The sequence below is a fragment of the Citrobacter sp. RHBSTW-00029 genome (assembly GCF_014104295.1).
Taxonomy (GTDB): Bacteria; Pseudomonadota; Gammaproteobacteria; order Enterobacterales; family Enterobacteriaceae; genus Citrobacter; species Citrobacter youngae.
Map to the genome: position 1 here is coordinate 1,147,326 of NZ_JABXRT010000001.1, position 16,770 is coordinate 1,164,095.

At 52.3% G+C, this 16,770-nt stretch carries 16 protein-coding genes; 14 read left to right on the top strand and 2 right to left on the bottom strand.

Going from position 1 to position 16,770, the window contains the following annotated elements; genetic code table 11:
* The first annotated feature begins 26 nt into the window (after positions 1 to 26).
* The gene (locus HV041_RS05455; protein ID WP_116360495.1) at positions 27 to 962 is read left to right on the top strand and encodes a LysR family transcriptional regulator; all 936 of its coding nucleotides are present in this window, start codon (positions 27 to 29) and stop codon (positions 960 to 962) included.
* A 41-nt stretch (positions 963 to 1,003) separates the two neighbouring features.
* Here the strand turns inward: HV041_RS05455 and rne are convergent, their stop codons facing one another.
* The gene (rne, locus tag HV041_RS05460) at positions 1,004 to 4,264 is read right to left on the bottom strand and encodes a ribonuclease E (RefSeq protein ID WP_121584800.1); all 3,261 of its coding nucleotides are present in this window, start codon (positions 4,262 to 4,264) and stop codon (positions 1,004 to 1,006) included.
* Between the two features lie 699 nt (positions 4,265 to 4,963).
* Between rne and rluC the strand changes: the two genes are divergently transcribed.
* Entirely contained in the window at positions 4,964 to 5,917 is a 954-nt protein-coding gene (gene rluC / locus HV041_RS05465; protein ID WP_168216503.1) for a 23S rRNA pseudouridine(955/2504/2580) synthase RluC, read from the top strand.
* A 116-nt stretch (positions 5,918 to 6,033) separates the two neighbouring features.
* Here rluC and HV041_RS05470 read toward each other — a convergent pair whose 3' ends face one another.
* Positions 6,034 to 6,618 (bottom strand): nucleoside triphosphate pyrophosphatase, encoded by a 585-nt coding sequence (locus tag HV041_RS05470; protein ID WP_048211235.1) that lies wholly within the window; start codon positions 6,616 to 6,618, stop codon positions 6,034 to 6,036.
* A 197-nt stretch (positions 6,619 to 6,815) separates the two neighbouring features.
* Between HV041_RS05470 and yceD the strand changes: the two genes are divergently transcribed.
* The 12 genes from yceD (at position 6,816) to holB (ending at position 16,770) form a co-directional block, all read left to right on the top strand.
* On the top strand, positions 6,816 to 7,337 hold the full coding sequence (yceD, locus tag HV041_RS05475; RefSeq protein ID WP_003036239.1) for a 23S rRNA accumulation protein YceD: 522 nt from the start codon (positions 6,816 to 6,818) through the stop codon (positions 7,335 to 7,337).
* Between the two features lie 16 nt (positions 7,338 to 7,353).
* Positions 7,354 to 7,527 carry a 50S ribosomal protein L32 gene (gene rpmF, locus HV041_RS05480; protein ID WP_003036242.1) on the top strand — a complete coding sequence of 58 codons (174 nt, stop codon included), beginning with the start codon at positions 7,354 to 7,356 and terminating at the stop codon, positions 7,525 to 7,527.
* Between the two features lie 122 nt (positions 7,528 to 7,649).
* Entirely contained in the window at positions 7,650 to 8,729 is a 1,080-nt protein-coding gene (gene plsX / locus HV041_RS05485) for a phosphate acyltransferase PlsX (protein WP_071887359.1), read from the top strand.
* A 78-nt stretch (positions 8,730 to 8,807) separates the two neighbouring features.
* Positions 8,808 to 9,761 (top strand): beta-ketoacyl-ACP synthase III, encoded by a 954-nt coding sequence (gene fabH, locus HV041_RS05490; RefSeq protein WP_005129019.1) that lies wholly within the window; start codon positions 8,808 to 8,810, stop codon positions 9,759 to 9,761.
* Between the two features lie 15 nt (positions 9,762 to 9,776).
* Positions 9,777 to 10,706, top strand: coding sequence for an ACP S-malonyltransferase (fabD, locus tag HV041_RS05495; protein WP_061068121.1), 930 nt, complete (start codon positions 9,777 to 9,779; stop codon positions 10,704 to 10,706).
* Between the two features lie 12 nt (positions 10,707 to 10,718).
* Positions 10,719 to 11,453: a 3-oxoacyl-ACP reductase FabG gene (gene fabG, locus HV041_RS05500; RefSeq protein WP_003036255.1), complete on the top strand. Its 735-nt coding sequence runs from the start codon at positions 10,719 to 10,721 to the stop codon at positions 11,451 to 11,453.
* A 155-nt stretch (positions 11,454 to 11,608) separates the two neighbouring features.
* The gene (gene acpP / locus HV041_RS05505; protein ID WP_000103754.1) at positions 11,609 to 11,845 is read left to right on the top strand and encodes an acyl carrier protein; all 237 of its coding nucleotides are present in this window, start codon (positions 11,609 to 11,611) and stop codon (positions 11,843 to 11,845) included.
* Between the two features lie 86 nt (positions 11,846 to 11,931).
* On the top strand, positions 11,932 to 13,173 hold the full coding sequence (gene fabF / locus HV041_RS05510) for a beta-ketoacyl-ACP synthase II (protein WP_005129014.1): 1,242 nt from the start codon (positions 11,932 to 11,934) through the stop codon (positions 13,171 to 13,173).
* A 130-nt stretch (positions 13,174 to 13,303) separates the two neighbouring features.
* On the top strand, positions 13,304 to 14,113 hold the full coding sequence (gene pabC / locus HV041_RS05515) for an aminodeoxychorismate lyase (protein ID WP_061068120.1): 810 nt from the start codon (positions 13,304 to 13,306) through the stop codon (positions 14,111 to 14,113).
* 2 nt (positions 14,114 to 14,115) lie between these two features.
* The gene (gene yceG / locus HV041_RS05520) at positions 14,116 to 15,138 is read left to right on the top strand and encodes a cell division protein YceG (RefSeq protein WP_061068119.1); all 1,023 of its coding nucleotides are present in this window, start codon (positions 14,116 to 14,118) and stop codon (positions 15,136 to 15,138) included.
* The gene (gene tmk, locus HV041_RS05525) at positions 15,128 to 15,769 is read left to right on the top strand and encodes a dTMP kinase (protein ID WP_048211240.1); all 642 of its coding nucleotides are present in this window, start codon (positions 15,128 to 15,130) and stop codon (positions 15,767 to 15,769) included. The genes yceG and tmk overlap by 11 nt, the downstream gene beginning before the upstream one ends.
* The gene (gene holB / locus HV041_RS05530) at positions 15,766 to 16,770 is read left to right on the top strand and encodes a DNA polymerase III subunit delta' (RefSeq protein ID WP_048211241.1); all 1,005 of its coding nucleotides are present in this window, start codon (positions 15,766 to 15,768) and stop codon (positions 16,768 to 16,770) included. Before tmk ends, holB begins: the two co-directional genes overlap by 4 nt.

Consider the following 16,770-nt stretch of genomic DNA (forward strand, 5'->3'; position numbering starts at 1 on the left):
ACGTTACACGTATGAATAACGACTAAATGATAAAAACTGAACGTATAGATAGGGTGGAATTGATGCGCACGTTTGTGCGCATCGTCGAGGCCGGTTCGCTTTCAGCGGCGGCCAAGCAAATGGGCACCACCCAGGCAACCGTCAGTCGGCGGTTACAATCCCTTGAGACGCTGTTGGGCGTTAAGCTGATTATGCGTACCACCCATGCAATGAAGCTGACTGATGATGGTGAGCGAGGGTATCAGCATGCCAAACACATTATTGATGCCTGGCTGGCGCTGGAGGACGGACTGAACATCACGGAGGATGAACCGGTGGGGACGTTGCGGGTTCGGGCGCCACATGCGTTTGGCCAACAACAACTCCTTGAGCCGCTTCTGCAGTTCCTTTCCCGCTATCCACAGTTATCTGTTGAGTGGATACTGAATGATAAGACCGTTGATTTTCTCAGCGACAATATCGACTGCGCTATCCGGGTTGGGGCTGAGGTTGATCCTGCTACGGTCTCGGTTTTACTGGCTGAAGTCCCGCGAAGTATGGTGGCAAGCCCTGAGCTTCTCGCGCAATTTGGGATTTTGACTCACCCTGAACAGCTATCGGCGCTGCCCTGGATCGCGGTAAATACATTTTATCAGCACAGCGTGTCGTTACTTCACCACCGGCGTAACGAAGCTATCACGTTAAATATTTCTCCCAGATTAAGTACCGACAGTATTTATGTCGCCAGAAATGCTGCACTTGCGGGGCTGGGGGTTACGCTTGTCTCAAGCTGGATGGTTGAAGACGATATCGCCAGCGGAAGATTGATTACGCTATTACCTGACTGGCATGCGTCGTCATTGCCCGTGCATTTGGTTTATCCCTGGGCTCGTTATTATCCAACCCGCTTACGCAAATTTCTGGCGTTGATGAAAGATGTTATGCCACAGGTAGCAGGGATGAGGGGCGTTCACGACGTATAAAAAAAGCCGACCCTGAGGTCGGCTTTTTCATTGCTTAGGACTTACTCAACAGACTGCGGTCGCGTTGCTGGCGCGGTTGCCTGATGGCTGGCACTGTGTCCGCCTGCAGCGCCTTTGCCTTCAAAGGCGAATGCCGGGCGCTGCCACTCGCTATGACGCGGCGCTTCAGGCACATATTCCGGAGCCGGAGCGCGGGTCATCGGTGCGGTCGCATGGCTGTGAAGATGTTCTGCGTCAACACGGGTTGCGACAGTGTCAGACTTAACGACTGCGGTTTCGACGACAGGTGCTGCAACAACTTCTTGCGGCGCTGCAACCTCTTCAACAACAGGCGCTGTTTCCACAACCTCGACAATCTCTTCAACCGCTTCAGGCTGGGAGACAACGACGTCCGCAGGTTCTTCGATAACCGGCGAAGCCACAACTTCAGCCACAACTTCAGCCACAGGTTCGGCTTTCGCAGCGATCTCCTCGGCAACCGGTGCGTCAGATTCAGCGATAATTTGCGGTTGCTGCTCGACCGGAGTAGCAATCACTTCCGGGTGTGCCGTTTCAGCCACAACGGTCTGCGTTTCCACTACGCTAACATCGGGTTGCGCGACGTCTGCCTGTGCAGGGACATCCACAATGTGCTCAACGACAGCTGCAGCGGCTTGAGGCTCTACTGCCACAGATGCGTTTTGTTCCAGCTCCAGTTTCTGTTCGCGCTGTTCTTCAACCTGCATGTCCTGAGTACGGGCAACAGGGTAGCTAATCCAGACTTTGCCGGACGCTAATTCCGGAGAAGCACAGGCAACCGTTAACGGCATCGGCGACTGAACCGGATAGCGTTCGTCACGATAGCGACGACGACGCTGCCCGCTTACGCGCAGATGGCGAGGAGAACGACGTGAGCGACGAGGCATACCGTTATTATCACGTGCTTCGTTGTTGTCTTCTTGCTCTGATGCAACGACTGCGGGTAAATCGACTTTAGCCAGTTCGGTACGTTGAGCCGGGGCAGACTGTTCAACAGATTGAGCAACGGCGGTTTCAGCAACAATGGCTGCGGTCGCCGCTTCAGCTTCAACCGGCGCGCTGTCAGTGAATCGAACTTTCTGATTCAACTGACGCTGTTTACGACGAGTCTGCGGCTGACGCACGCGTTCTTCCTGCTCGGAATCCTGCGCAGGCTGTTCAGCCAGGTTCAGCTCTTTAACTTCCTGCTGCGCCTGACGTTTGTCATCGTTGCGACGGCGGTTGCGTTCGCGACGCGGAGCCTGCTGCTCGTCACCGGATTTCGCTTTGTCTGCTACATCGCTGGACTGCTGGCGGTTGTCACGAGTTTCAGCAGTCTGCTGCTGCGCCTGACGACGATTACGACGATTTTCATCGCGGTTTTCGCCGTTTTCTGAACGCTCATTACGGTTGTCACGGTCACCACGGTTGTCACGATTATCACGACGCTCGTTACGGTCACGACGATTGTTCTGACGCGGTTTGCGACGATCCTGCTGGCGTTCCGTTTTCTCTTCAGCTTTCGGTGCCGGTTGTTCAACCGGTTTCACTTCTTCACTGCTGCCAAAGATGGACTTCAGCGCGCCGAAGAAACGGCTAATCAAACCCGGCTGCGCAGCGACAGGTGCGGTCGCGGCAGCAGCTTTAGGCGCGGCAGCTTTCACGGCTGGCTCCTGCAGTGCAGGGGCAGGCGGAACATCAGGCATCGCGAAAGTGGCGAGTGCCGGTTGTTCAGGTTGCTTACGCTCAACGTATTCTTCTTCCGTCGGCAACGCCATCGCTTCTTCGTGCAGTTTCGGCAGCAGGTAGCTCAGGGTCGGCGTTTCTTCCCCTTTGCGTACACGCAGCACGGAGTAGTGCGGGGTTTCCATCTGATCGTTTGGCACGATCACACAGCGCACGCCGTTCTGACGCGTCTCGATGGCATTGACCGCGGTACGTTTTTCGTTAAGCAGGTAGGATGCGATCGGCACAGGAACAATAGCGTGAACTTCCTGTGTATTCTCTTTCAGCGCCTCTTCTTCGATCAGACGCAGAATAGACAGCGACAGTGATTCGTTATCACGTACGGTACCGGTGCCGGAGCAACGCGGGCAGACGTGGTGACTGGATTCACCCAGCGACGGGCTCAGACGCTGGCGGGACATTTCCAGCAGACCGAAGCGAGAAATATGGCTGATCTGAATACGCGCTCTGTCCTGACGAACGGCTTCACGCAGACGGTTTTCTACCGCACGCTGGTGGCGAACCGGGGTCATATCGATAAAATCGATGACGATCAGGCCACCAAGGTCACGCAGACGCAACTGACGCGCAATTTCATCGGCAGCTTCAAGGTTAGTGTTAAACGCCGTTTCTTCAATATCGCCGCCGCGGGTTGCGCGAGCGGAGTTGATATCGATAGCAGTCAGCGCTTCAGTGCTGTCGATAACGATTGAGCCGCCGGAAGGCAGACGCACTTCACGTTGGAAGGCGGATTCAATCTGGGATTCAATCTGGTAGTGGCTGAACAGCGGGATTTCACCGGTGTACAGTTTGATTTTGCTGCTGAAATCCGGACGACCCAGCGCAGCGATGTGCTGACGCGCCATCTCCATGACTTTTGGGTTGTCGATGAGGATTTCGCCGATGTCCTGGCGCAGATAGTCGCGGAAGGCACGCACGATAACGTTGCTTTCCTGGTGGATCAGGAACGGGGCAGGACGGCTTTCAGCCGCTTTTTGAATGGCTTCCCAGTGTTTCAGACGGAAGCTCAGGTCCCACTGCAGTGCTTCGGCCGATTTACCGACACCCGCGGTACGTACGATAAGCCCCATGCCATCAGGCAATTCGAGGCTTGCCAGCGCTTCTTTTAACTCGGTACGGTCATCGCCTTCAATGCGACGAGAGATACCGCCCGCACGCGGGTTGTTTGGCATCAAAACCAGATAGCTGCCTGCCAGACTGATAAAGGTTGTCAGTGCTGCGCCTTTATTTCCGCGCTCTTCTTTATCTATCTGAACGATAACTTCCTGACCTTCACGCAACACATCTTTAATGTTGGGGCGGCCATGGGAACTGTAGTTTGCAGGAAAATATTCGCGGGCAATTTCTTTTAACGGGAGGAAACCGTGACGTTCAGCGCCGTAATCAACAAAAGCAGCTTCCAGACTCGGTTCAATACGGGTAATTTTACCTTTATAGATGTTGGCTTTTTTCTGCTCGTGTCCAGGACTTTCGATATCCAGATCGTACAGACGCTGCCCATCTACAAGGGCGACACGCAACTCTTCCTGCTGAGTTGCGTTAATTAACATTCTTTTCATCGTAACTTACTCATTATTCTTACATTGACGACTAAGCTGCGGGCAGAGAAATGCCTTTCCGGGTGTGAACCGATGGCCTCGTGTCTATTCGCGTCGCCAACCTCACGGTTATCGTCAGCTCAAAGAGGCGCAGAGTGTCGGTTGCCTGTATTTCATACGGAAACACAGCGCAATTATCAGGGGAACAGTCTGGGTATTACTCTCCAGAGAAGCTTCCATTGTGCTTGTCGTCTTTCACGCTGTTGGTGCGTTGGCTTCATCTTCTCACCCCAGACACTTACAGGAGTAAGCTTCTGGGGGTTCCCAGACTTGCCGCCTTCCTACAACGCGAAATCCATAGAGCACTTACCGGTAAGGACTGCAACCCGCAGCCCGCTAACTGCCTGAAAGATCAATACGTCTTACGCCATTGCTGCGTTGATGATCGGTCGGGCAAAATTGGGTCATTCCGGAAAAGTTCTTGTTTTAACAAGATTCAACACGGAAACAAGCTCATTATTCCACTGCTAACCTTGTTATAGCAAGATGACTTTTGCCATTTATCACCCGGTTACTCACAGTTTTTACACTTCCGCCTGGTGATTGCTTTAATAACCACCAAATCGGTTCTGTCAAACTTAAGTAATCGGGTATAGCAGTTAATATAAGCATAGAAAAATGTGTGGCGCGAATCTTGATGGCTATTTAAAATCGGCCCCCATGAAAACAGAGACTCCAGCCGTAAAAATAGTTGCCATTACTGCCGATGAAGCAGGGCAACGCATCGACAACTTTTTGCGCACCCAGCTCAAAGGCGTGCCGAAAAGTATGATTTATCGCATTTTGCGTAAAGGCGAAGTGCGGGTGAATAAAAAACGCATCAAACCCGAGTACAAACTCGAAGACGGGGATATTGTGCGTATTCCGCCAGTGCGTGTCGCTGAGCGTGAAGAAGAAGCGATTTCTCCGAATTTGCAGAAGGTCGCTGCGCTGACGGATGTCATTTTGTATGAAGATGACCATATTTTGGTGCTTAACAAACCTTCTGGCACCGCCGTCCATGGCGGCAGCGGATTAAGCTTTGGTGTGATCGAAGGTTTACGTGCCTTACGTCCGGAAGCGCGTTTCCTTGAACTGGTGCATCGCCTGGACCGTGATACCTCCGGTGTTTTGCTGGTCGCCAAAAAGCGCTCGGCGCTGCGTTCACTGCATGAACAATTGCGTGAAAAAGGGATGCAAAAAGACTATCTGGCGCTGGTAAGGGGTCAGTGGCAACCGCATGTCAAAGCTGTGCAGGCACCTTTGTTAAAGAACATTCTGCAAAGCGGCGAGCGTATCGTGCGGGTAAATCAGGAAGGGAAACCGTCGGAAACCCGTTTTAAAGTGGAGGAGCGCTATGCGTTTGCCACGCTTGTGCGCTGCAGCCCCGTGACCGGACGCACGCACCAGATTCGTGTGCATACGCAATATGCCGGACATCCGATTGCTTTTGATGACCGCTATGGCGACCGTGAGTTCGATAAGCAACTGGCGGGTACGGGGTTGAACCGTCTGTTTCTGCACGCTGCTGCGTTGAAGTTTACTCATCCCGGTACGGGTGAGGTTATGCGTGTTGAAGCGCCGATGGATAATCAACTGAAACGCTGCCTTGAGGTATTACGCAGCAAAGCCTGATGCGCGTTGCGATTTTATCGCGTTAAACCCGTAGGCCGGATAAGACATTTACGTCGCGCCTGATGACGCTGCGCTTATCAGGCCTACTTGATTACGCCTGTACAGGAGTTCTTTAATCAGGCGTTCAGCGGGTTCATGTCTTCCCTGCGCAGCATCTGACACAACGCGATCAGCGGCAAGCCAATCAGTGTGTTAGGGTCGCGGCCCTCCAGACGCTCAAAGAGTGCGATACCTAATCCTTCACTTTTAAAACTACCTGCGCAATGTAACGGGCGTTCTTTACGCACGTAATCTTCAATTTCCATTTCGCTTAAATGGCGAAAATGGACATCGAACGGTTCAACTTCGGTTTGTAGATGACCGTTAGCTGAATTATAAAGCGCCAGTCCGGTATAAAACGTGACAATATTTCCACTGGCTTTGGTTAATTGTTGTCTGGCGTTTTCTTCCGTTAACGGCTTGCCGGTTATTTCACCATCAAGAACACAAATTTGATCAGACCCAATTATCAAATGTGATGGAAACCGATGGGCAAGGGATTGCGCTTTTTCCTGTGCAAGGCGTAACACTAAATGTCGGGGTGTTTCGCCGGGTAAGGGGGTTTCATCAACCTCTGGAGCTGCGCATTCAAACGGGATGGCCAATTTTTCGAGCAAAGCGCGACGCCAGGGAGAGGTAGACGCAAGAATAAGTTGAGGCATATTTTTTCCCCCGCATATAGCGTAATGATGAGAGCCATTTTAAACTATGGACTGCGTCCTTCAAGCTGGCTGCGATGGCTTGTCGTGATCGATTTTAAGTCGATGACCCGCAATGTGTGCGAATTATTGGCAAAAGGCAACCACAGGCTGCCTTTTTCTTTGACTATATGACGTTACAAAGTTAATATGCGCGCCCTATGCAAAAGGTAAAATTACCCCTGACTCTTGATCCGGTTCGTACGGCTCAAAAACGCCTCGATTATGAAGGTATCTATACTTCTGATCTGGTAGAGCGCGTCGCCGATTCTGTAGTCAGTGTGGACAGTGATGTGGAATGCTCCATGTCGTTCGCTATCGATAACCAGCGCCTTGCCGTTATAACCGGTGATGCGAAGGTTTCGGTTACGCTCGAGTGTCAGCGTTGCGGGAAACCGTTCCCACTTCATGTTCACACAACATATTGTTTTAGTCCTGTCCGTTCTGACGAGCAGGCTGAAGCACTCCCGGAAGCGTATGAGCCGATTGAGGTTAACGAATTCGGTGAAATCGATCTGCTTGCAATGGTTGAAGATGAGATTATCCTCTCCTTGCCGGTAGTTCCGGTGCATGATTCTGAACACTGTGAAGTGTCCGAGGCGGACATGGTCTTTGGCGAATTGCCTGATGAAGCGCAAAAACCAAACCCATTTGCCGTATTAGCCAGCTTAAAGCGTAAGTAATTGAGGAGTAAGGTCCATGGCCGTACAACAGAATAAACCAACCCGTTCCAAACGTGGCATGCGTCGTTCTCATGACGCTCTGACCGCAGTCACCAGCCTGTCTGTAGACAAAACTTCTGGTGAACAACACCTGCGTCACCACATCACTGCCGACGGTTTCTACCGTGGCCGTAAGGTAATCGCTAAGTAATCACGCATGACTCAATGGATTTCCCACTTTGGTGAGAAAAACAAAGAGTACACGCGTGATGAAGCTTAGTGAGGCTTTCCCCGGGTAACTGGGGAAACACCTAACCGGGCAGCGACGATACCTTGACACGTCTAACCCTGGCGTTAGATGTCATGGGGGGAGATTTTGGCCCTACCGTGACAGTGCCTGCAGCATTGCAGGCACTGAATTCTAATTCGCAACTCACTCTTCTTTTAGTCGGGGATCCCGATACAATCACGCCATTACTTGCCAAAGCTGACTTCGAACAACGTTCACGTCTGCAGATTATCCCTGCTCAGTCAGTTATTGCCAGTGATGCCCGGCCCTCGCAAGCAATCCGCGCCAGTCGTGGAAGCTCAATGCGTGTTGCCCTGGAGCTCGTGAAAGAAGGTCGAGCGCAAGCCTGTGTCAGCGCTGGTAATACGGGCGCACTAATGGGTCTTGCGAAACTCTTGCTCAAACCCCTTGAGGGTATTGAGCGTCCTGCGCTGGTTACGGTTTTACCGCATCAGCAAAAGGGCAAAACGGTGGTGCTGGATTTAGGCGCCAACGTGGATTGCGACAGTACGATGTTGGTGCAATTTGCCGTTATGGGTTCCGTGTTGGCAGAAGAGGTGGTTGGGATTGCCAGGCCTCGCGTTGCGTTACTCAATATAGGCGAAGAAGAAACTAAGGGTCTCGACAGTATTCGGGACGCTTCTGCTGTGCTAAAAACAATCCCTTCTATCAATTATATAGGCTATCTTGAAGCCAATGAGTTGCTGACTGGCAAAACGGATGTGTTGGTCTGTGACGGCTTTACAGGTAATGTCACATTAAAGACGATGGAAGGTGTTGTCAGAATGTTCCTTTCACTGCTGAAATCTCAGGGTGAGGGCAAAAAACGGTCGTGGTGGCTGCTGTTATTAAAACGTTGGTTACAAAAAAGCCTGACAAGGCGATTTAGTCACCTCAACCCCGACCAGTATAATGGCGCCTGTCTGTTAGGATTGCGCGGCACGGTGATTAAAAGTCATGGTGCTGCCAATCAGCGAGCATTTGAAGTCGCGATTGAACAGGCAGTGCAGGCGGTGCAGCGACAAGTTCCTCAGCGAATTGCCGCTCGCCTGGAATCTGTATACCCAGCTGGATTCGAACTGCTGGACGGTGGCGAAAGTATCAACTCACGAGTGCACAGGTAACAGTGCCGGCTGAGGGTGCTGTCAACGTACCAGCGATTTGCTCGTGGCGGTATATAACCAAAAAGTGACTGAGCGTACATGTATACGAAGATTATTGGTACTGGCAGCTATCTGCCTGAACAAGTGCGTACTAACGCCGATTTGGAAAAAATGGTCGAGACATCTGATGAGTGGATCGTCTCTCGTACAGGTATCCGCGAACGCCATATTGCTGGGCCAAATGAAACCGTTGCGACGATGGGCTTTGCCGCTGCTAACCGTGCACTTGAAATGGCCGGCATCGACAAAGAACAAATTGGTCTGATTGTGGTTGCTACCACGTCATCAACCCACGCATTTCCAAGCGCGGCGTGCCAGATCCAAAGTATGCTGGGGATTAAAGGCTGTCCGGCGTTTGATGTTGCAGCGGCCTGTGCTGGTTTTACCTATGCACTTAGTGTTGCCGATCAGTATGTAAAATCTGGCGCGGTCAAACATGCGCTGGTTGTCGGATCGGATGTGCTGGCGCGCACCTGTGATCCAACCGACCGTGGGACGATCATTATTTTTGGTGATGGCGCGGGTGCAGTTGTACTGAGCGCATCAGAAGAGCCAGGTATTATCTCCACCCATCTGCACGCTGACGGTAGCTATGGTGAACTGCTGACGCTGCCTAATGCCGATCGCGTGAACCCGGAAAACCCGATTCACCTGACGATGGCGGGTAACGAAGTTTTTAAAGTCGCGGTGACCGAGCTTGCGCACATCGTTGATGAAACGCTGGAAGCAAATAACCTCGACCGTTCTGCGCTGGACTGGCTGGTGCCGCATCAGGCAAACCTTCGCATTATCAGCGCAACAGCGAAAAAGCTGGGGATGTCGATGGATAATGTCGTCGTCACGCTGGACAGACATGGCAATACGTCCGCTGCTTCCGTACCGTGCGCGTTGGACGAAGCCGTCCGCGACGGGCGAATTAAAGCAGGGCAGTTGGTATTGCTTGAAGCCTTCGGAGGTGGATTCACCTGGGGCTCCGCGCTGGTTCGTTTCTAGTATAAGGATTTTAACATGACGCAATTTGCATTTGTGTTCCCCGGTCAGGGTTCCCAAACCGTTGGAATGTTGTCTGATATGGCAGCAAGCTACCCAATTGTTGAAGAAACTTTTGCTGAAGCTTCAGCGGCGCTGGGCTATGATCTTTGGGCGTTGACTCAGCAAGGTCCGGCAGAAGAACTGAACAAAACCTGGCAGACGCAGCCAGCGCTGTTGACCGCATCTGTCGCGCTGTATCGCGTATGGCAGCAGCAGGGTGGTAAAACGCCTGCGCTGATGGCAGGTCACAGCCTGGGTGAATACTCTGCGCTGGTATGTGCGGGTGTTATCGGTTTTGCCGATGCCGTACGTTTGGTTGAACTGCGTGGCAAATTTATGCAGGAAGCCGTACCGGAAGGCACAGGTGGCATGTCTGCTATCATCGGTCTGGATGATGCCGCTATCGCGAAAGCGTGCGAAGAGTCTGCTGAAGGTCAGGTGGTTTCACCGGTAAACTTTAACTCACCGGGTCAGGTGGTTATTGCCGGGCACAAAGAAGCTGTAGAGCGTGCAGGTGCAGCTTGTAAAGCTGCTGGCGCTAAGCGTGCGTTACCGTTACCGGTTAGCGTTCCATCTCACTGTGCGCTCATGAAGCCTGCAGCCGAGAAACTGGCTGTTGAACTGCAAAAAATTACCTTTAACACGCCGACTGTTTCCGTTGTGAACAACGTTGACGTGAAGTGCGAAACCACTGCCGATGCTATCCGCGATGCGCTGGTTCGTCAGCTTTACAGCCCGGTTCAGTGGACTAAGACCGTTGAATTTATGGCATCTCAGGGCGTAGAGCACCTGTATGAAGTCGGTCCGGGTAAAGTCCTCACCGGTTTGACGAAACGTATTGTTGACACCCTGACTGCTTCGGCACTGAATGAGCCGGCGGCGATGTCTGCGGCGCTAGAGCAATAAAAGAGGAAAACCATGAGTTTTGAAGGAAAAATCGCGCTGGTTACCGGTGCAAGCCGTGGCATTGGCCGCGCAATTGCTGAGACACTCGTTGCCCGTGGCGCGAAAGTTATCGGTACTGCCACAAGCGAAAGCGGCGCGCAGGCCATTAGCGATTACTTAGGTGCAAATGGCAAAGGTCTGATGTTGAATGTGACCGACCCTGCATCTATCGAATCGGTTCTGGAAAATATTCGTGCAGAATTTGGTGAAGTCGATATCCTGGTCAATAATGCCGGGATTACTCGTGATAACCTGTTAATGCGCATGAAAGATGACGAGTGGAACGATATCATCGAAACCAACCTGTCATCTGTTTTCCGTCTGTCAAAAGCGGTAATGCGAGCTATGATGAAAAAGCGTCATGGTCGTATTATCACTATCGGTTCTGTGGTTGGTACCATGGGAAATGCGGGTCAGGCTAACTACGCTGCGGCGAAAGCGGGTCTGATCGGCTTCAGTAAATCACTGGCGCGTGAAGTCGCGTCCCGTGGTATTACTGTAAACGTTGTTGCTCCGGGCTTTATTGAAACGGACATGACGCGTGCGCTGTCAGATGATCAGCGTGCGGGTATTCTGGCGCAGGTTCCTGCGGGTCGCCTTGGTGGCGCTCAGGAAATCGCCAGTGCGGTTGCATTTTTAGCTTCCGACGAAGCAAGTTACATCACAGGTGAGACTTTGCACGTCAACGGCGGGATGTACATGGTTTAACCACGATTGAAAAATATTTGCGTTATTAGGGTGAATGGCCTCAAAATAGCGCAAAATCGTGGTAAGACCTGCCGGGATTTAGTTGCAAATTTTTCAACATTTTATACACTACGAAAACCATCGCGAAAGCGAGTTTTGATAGGAAATTTAAGAGTATGAGCACTATCGAAGAACGCGTTAAGAAAATTATCGGCGAACAGCTTGGCGTTAAGCAGGAAGAAGTTACTAACAATGCTTCCTTCGTTGAAGACCTGGGCGCGGATTCTCTTGACACCGTTGAGCTGGTAATGGCTCTGGAAGAAGAGTTTGATACTGAGATTCCGGACGAAGAAGCTGAGAAAATCACTACCGTTCAGGCTGCCATTGATTACATCAACGGCCACCAGGCGTAAGTGAACATCTCCAGGCGGTCATTCGACCGCCTGAGTTTTATCTTTTTTTCCCACTTGAATTATTTTTCCCTCCCTGGAGGACAACCGTGTCTAAGCGTCGTGTAGTTGTGACCGGACTGGGCATGTTGTCTCCTGTCGGCAATACCGTAGAGTCTACCTGGAAAGCTCTCCTTGCCGGTCAGAGTGGCATCAGCCTGATCGACCATTTCGATACTAGCGCCTATGCAACGAAATTTGCTGGCTTAGTAAAGGATTTTAACTGTGACGACATTATCTCGCGCAAAGAACAGCGCAAGATGGATGCCTTCATTCAATATGGAATTGTCGCTGGCGTTCAGGCCATGCAGGATTCTGGCCTCGAAATTACGGAAGAGAACGCTCACCGTGTTGGCGCCGCTATCGGCTCCGGTATTGGCGGTCTCGGTCTTATCGAAGAAAACCATACCTCTCTGGTAAATGGTGGACCGCGTAAGATCAGCCCGTTCTTCGTTCCGTCGACGATTGTTAACATGGTGGCGGGTCATCTGACCATCATGTACGGCCTGCAAGGGCCAAGCATCTCCATCGCCACGGCCTGTACTTCAGGCGTGCACAACATCGGTCATGCCGCGCGTATCATTGCATACGGCGATGCGGACGCGATGGTTGCGGGTGGTGCAGAAAAAGCCAGTACACCGCTGGGTGTGGGTGGTTTTGGCGCAGCACGTGCGCTGTCTACGCGTAACGATAACCCGCAAGCGGCAAGCCGTCCGTGGGATAAAGAGCGTGACGGTTTTGTGCTGGGCGACGGCGCAGGTATGGTGGTGCTGGAAGAGTACGAGCATGCGAAAGCACGTGGCGCAAAAATCTATGCTGAAGTGGTTGGCTTTGGTATGAGCAGCGATGCTTACCATATGACATCACCTCCGGAAAATGGTGCAGGTGCTGCACTGGCGATGGTCAATGCGCTGCGTGATGCGGCGATTGAACCTGGTCGTATTGGCTATGTCAATGCGCATGGTACGTCCACACCAGCAGGTGATAAAGCAGAAACCCAGGCCGTGAAATCGGTGTTTGGTGATGCTGCACGTAGCGTGATGGTTAGTTCAACCAAATCCATGACCGGACACCTGTTGGGTGCTGCGGGCGCGGTAGAGTCTATTTTCTCTATTCTGGCGCTGCGCGATCAGGCTGTTCCACCAACCATCAACCTGGATAACCCAGATGAAGGTTGTGACCTGGATTTCGTTCCGCACGAGGCGCGTCAGGTTAGCGGTATGGAATACGCACTGTGTAACTCCTTTGGCTTCGGTGGCACCAACGGTTCTGTGATCTTCAAAAAGATCTAAGCACCAGCAGGTAACTTACCTGGCTCTAAGAGAAAAGGCCCGCTTGTCGGGCCTTTTTTTATTCAGCTTTCAGTCCTTGTCCTGGTTGACTCATCCTGCCAAACTAGCGGACCACGAATAAGGAGCCACTATGTTCTTAATTAATGGCCGTGAGCAGGATATGCTGGCTGCAAGCGATCGGGCGACGCAGTTTGGCGATGGCTGCTTTACCACTGCGCGTATTACCGACGGCGAAATTTGCTTTTTTGCAGCGCATCTCCAGCGTTTACAGGACGCATGCCAAACATTGTTTATCCCCTTCGATAAGTGGTCAGAACTGCAAGCTGAAATGGGAAAACTGGCTGCAGGGCATGCGCGTGGCGTACTGAAAGTGATTATCAGTCGTGGCAGTGGCGGTCGCGGTTACAGTGGGGCAAGCTGCCATGAGCCGACCCGTATCCTCTCCGTCTCTGTTTACCCTGCGCATTATGATAGCTGGCGAAAGCAAGGCATCGTGCTGGCGTTAAGTCCTGTTCGTCTGGGGCGCAATCCGATGCTTGCCGGACTTAAACATTTGAATCGACTCGAGCAGGTGTTGATTCGCTCTCATCTTGAGCAGACGGACGCAGATGAAGCACTGGTTCTTGACAGTGAGGGATGGGTTACGGAATGCTGTGCGGCTAATTTGTTCTGGCGTAAGGGTGATGTGGTTTACACTCCCCGGCTGGATCAGGCCGGCGTGAACGGCATTATGCGACAATTCTGTATCCGGATGCTGGCACAATCGCCGTTCAGTATTGTCGAAAAGTATGCCGGGTTGGAAGAGGTTATGCAGGCCGATGAAATCGTCGTCTGTAATGCGTTAATGCCTGTTATTCCCGTGCGTGCCTGTGGCGACACATTGCTGTCATCACGTTTGTTATTCGATTTTTTAGCCCCACTTTGTGAGCACCCGAATTAGTCATGAAAAAACTGTTACTCGTTGTCCTGTTATTGCTGGTTGTGCTGGGCATTGCCGCGGGAGTGGGAATGTGGAAAGTTCGCCATCTGGCGGACAGTAAGTTATTGATTAAAGAAGAGACGATTTTTACGCTGAAAGCGGGTACGGGCCGTCTGGCCCTTGGCGAACAGCTGTATGCGGACAAGGTTATCAATCGCCCGCGCGTGTTCCAGTGGCTGCTACGTGTGGAACCCGACCTGTCGCATTTTAAAGCCGGAACCTACCGTTTTACGCCCGACATGACGGTGCGGGACATGCTGCAACTGCTGGAAAGCGGTAAAGAGGCACAGTTCCCGTTGCGCCTGGTTGAAGGGATGCGCCTGAGCGATTACCTCAAACAACTGCGCGATGCGCCGTATATCAAGCATACGCTGAGTGATGATAACTACGAGACCGTTGCCCAGGCGCTGAAGCTGGAAAACCCGCAATGGGTGGAAGGCTGGTTCTGGCCAGATACCTGGATGTACACCGCGAATACCACCGACGTGGCGTTGCTAAAACGTGCGCATCAAAAAATGGTTAAAGCGGTGGACACCGTCTGGGAAAGTCGTGCTGACGGCTTGCCGTATAAAGACAAAAATCAACTGGTGACGATGGCCTCAATTATTGAGAAAGAGACCGCTGTTGCCAGTGAGCGTGATCAGGTGGCCTCGGTCTTTATTAACCGCTTACGTATCGGTATGCGGTTACAGACCGATCCGACCGTGATTTACGGTATGGGGGCACGGTATAATGGCAAATTATCGCGTGCGGATCTGGAAATGCCGACAGCCTATAACACTTATACCATCACAGGTTTGCCGCCGGGCCCGATTGCCATGCCGGGTGAGGCTTCGTTGCAGGCCGCAGCGCATCCGGCCAAAACGCCGTATCTCTATTTCGTGGCTGACGGTAAAGGCGGCCACACGTTTAACACTAATCTTGTCAGCCACAACCGCTCCGTGCAGGATTATCTGAAAGTGCTTAAGGAAAAAAATGGGCAGTAACTATATCGTTATCGAGGGCCTGGAAGGCGCCGGAAAAACTACTGCGCGTAATGTGGTGGTAGAGACTCTTGAGCAACTCGGGATTCGCGACATGGTATTTACCCGCGAGCCCGGTGGAACGCAGCTTGCGGAGAAATTAAGAAGTCTGGTGTTGGACATTAAATCGGTCGGCGATGAGGTGATTACCGATAAAGCCGAAGTCCTGATGTTTTATGCCGCGCGCGTACAACTGGTTGAAACGGTGATTAAGCCGGCGCTGGCAAAAGGCGCATGGGTTATTGGCGATCGTCACGATCTGTCGACCCAGGCGTATCAGGGCGGCGGTCGTGGCATCGATCAACACATGCTGGCAACACTGCGTGATGCCGTGCTTGGTGATTTTCGCCCTGACCTGACTCTGTATCTGGATGTGACACCTGAGGTAGGACTAAAACGCGCTCGAGCACGTGGCGAACTGGATCGTATTGAACAGGAGTCTTTCGATTTCTTTAATCGCACCCGCGCACGCTACCTTGAACTGGCTGCCCAAGACGCCAGCATTCGTACAATTGATGCAACACAGCCGCTTGATGTCGTGATGGAGGATATCCGCACTACCATCACCGAGTGGGTGAAGGAGCAGGGCGCATGAAATGGTATCCATGGTTACGACCGGATTTTGAAAAACTGGTAGCCAGCTACCAGGCGGGTCGTGGTCACCATGCGCTACTGATTCAGGCGTTACCCGGCATGGGTGACGACGCGCTGATTTACGCTCTTAGCCGCTATTTAATGTGCCAGCAGCCAGAAGGACATAAAAGCTGCGGACAGTGCCGTGGCTGTCAATTGATGCAGGCAGGTACACACCCGGACTACTATTCGTTGCTGCCGGAAAAAGGCAAAAGCACGCTGGGTATTGATGCGGTACGTGAAGTCAGCGAGAAGCTGTACGAGCATTCACGCCTTGGCGGTGCGAAAGTGGTGTGGATCCCGGATGCCGCTCAGTTAACCGATGCCGCCGCCAATGCGTTGCTGAAAACGCTGGAAGAACCGCCCGCGCAAACCTGGTTTTTTCTTGCCAGCACAGAGCCAGCTCGCCTGCTGGCGACATTACGTAGCCGCTGCCGGTTACACCATCTTGCGCCGCCGCCTGAGTCGTATGCAATTTCCTGGCTTGCCCGTGAAGTAACAGCGTCGTCAGAAGCGTTGTTGAGCGCGTTACGCCTTAGTGCAGGTTCGCCCGGTGCGGCACTCTCGCTGTTACAGGCCGAAAGCTGGGCGCACCGGACTGACTTCTGTGCGGCACTGGCGAACACATTGCAGTCCGACGACTGGTATATCCTGTTGGCAGCACTCAACCATGAGCAAGCTGCGACCCGTTTACACTGGCTGGCAACGTTGTTTACAGATGCCCTCAAACGTCCGTATGGTGTTGCCCATTTAACCAATCCTGATGCTCTGACGTTGATATCGTCCATCGCTGAGCGGTTATCCGTCGCGCAGATACAGGCGATACTCGGTGACGTTTGTCACTGTCGTCAGCAATTGCTGAACGTGACAGGCGTAAACCGTGAACTGGTATTAACCGATCTTATTCTCCGTACTGAGCATTATCTGCAACCAGGCACCATACTGCCTGTTCCCCATCTTTGA